General features: G+C 71.5%; 1 protein-coding gene. It reads left to right on the plus strand.

Annotated features, from left to right (window positions below; genetic code table 11):
* Positions 1-149: 149 nt before the first annotated feature.
* Positions 150-1,779: hypothetical protein (locus D7V77_RS41825; RefSeq protein WP_199733996.1), on the plus strand; the 1,630-nt coding region annotated here is incomplete at its 3' end.

The following is a 1,779-nucleotide window of genomic DNA, read 5'->3' on the forward strand; positions in this document are numbered from 1 at the left end:
GGGTGACAATGGGGGGGTGGGCCTCACTGTGTGGGGGAGATCCATCGCCATGCGTCGCGGTTCCCTTGGCCGCGCGCTCTCTCTTAGAGCGAGAGATGGAATCCCCGCAGTGTCGGGTATCTGGCACACGCATTGCCTTGCGGCGGCGCATGACTTCGCGCGACGCGACGGCACCTGGCACCTGGCGACGCTCCACGGGATGGGCCCTGCTCCTCGTCCTCTGGACGGCCTGCACCGGAGTGGTGGGTGGGCCGTCCGACAATGACGTGGATCCCTCGGGTTCGCCGGACGCTGGCTGTGAGGACCCCACGCCTTCCGGCGACCCCGACGCGGGCGAGAAGAACGACATGCTCGCCCCCAGCCGGCTCTTGCGGCGGGCCTCGCTCGCGCTGCGCGGGACGCCCCCGACGGACGAGGAGTTCGCCGCGCTCGAGGCCGCGGGCGACGACGCCTCGCAGCGGGCCTTCGTGGAGCACTTCGTCGACACGACGCTCGGGCAGCCCGTGTTCTACCGGACGATGTTCGAGCAGGCGCGCGACTGGTTCAACATCCCGCTCGTGCCTCGCACCGCTGACGCGCCGGAGTACGGCGTGCAGCAGCAGCGGTCCATCCAGCGCTGCCCCGCGGGCACCGCGAAGGCCGGCGCCTGGAAGTACTTCCGGGGCGAAGACACCGCCTGCAGCGGGGTGAAGGCGGATGGCACGCCCGTGGAGGAGTTCGCCGTGGAGCCGTGGTGGGCGCCGGGCACCACGGTGACACTGGTGGGGGCCGCGGCCAACACCTCCGCCACGGGCACCGGATCCGTCAACGGCACCCCCGTGCCCCTTGTCTGCGCCACCGCCGGTCCGGTGGGCACCTGCGGCTGCGGCCCCAACGCCGTGCGCTGCCACGCCGACTTCCAGCAGTACGCCGGCTGGGAGGACTACCTGCACTACGCCGAGCACGGCCAGCGGCGGCTCGTGTCCGAGGAGCCCGCGCGCCTCTTCGCCCATCTCGCGTGGCATGACCGGCCGGTGACGGACCTCATCCTCGGCACGTACTCCGTCGCGCCCACCCGGCTGCAGGCCGCGTACGTGATGCAGGGCCTGGAGGGCGGCGCGACCGGGCTGCTCGACGACGACTCCTGGTGGCGGCCGTCGCGCTTCTTGGGGGAGCCGGTGGATCCGGAACACGCACCGGGGGATCCGCTCGCCTGGCGCGAGTATCAGATCCCCGCGCGCAATCCCTTCCTCCTCGCCGAGCGCGACTATCGTTACGACCCTCGCATCCAGGCGGATCCCTCGCGGGGCATTCCGGCCGCGGGCATGCTCACCAGCATCGGGTTCCTCGCGGGCTATCCGCGCGAGCGCGTGCGCGGTGCGCGGGCCCTGGAGACGTTGGCGTGCGAGGTCCTCTCTCCGCCCCTGGGACAGAAGTTCAACGAGTACCGCCGCGACCCGGGCACCGAAGGGCCCTGCCAGCACTGCCACCGCCGGCTCGACCCCGCGGCCATCCACTTCAAGCGCTTCGCGAAGCAGGGCTCGGCGTCCGAGGGCCATGGCGCGAAGTACCTGATGCCCGGCGTGGGCACCACCTGGCATTGGCCCATCCAGTGGCGCAAGGGCGTGTACCCCTACGGCGGAGATCCGTTCAGCCACTGGAACCGCTGGTACACGGCCGACACGCTGCTCACGCCCATCACCGAGGCCCAGGAGCAGGTGAACCCCGAGGCCGTCTTCCTCGACTTCCTCCCTCCGGATCAGACGCTGCTGGGGCAGGTGGGGGACGGGACGGTGGGCC

The organism is Corallococcus sp. CA041A, from assembly GCF_003612075.1.
Taxonomy (GTDB): domain Bacteria; phylum Myxococcota; class Myxococcia; order Myxococcales; family Myxococcaceae; genus Corallococcus; species Corallococcus exiguus.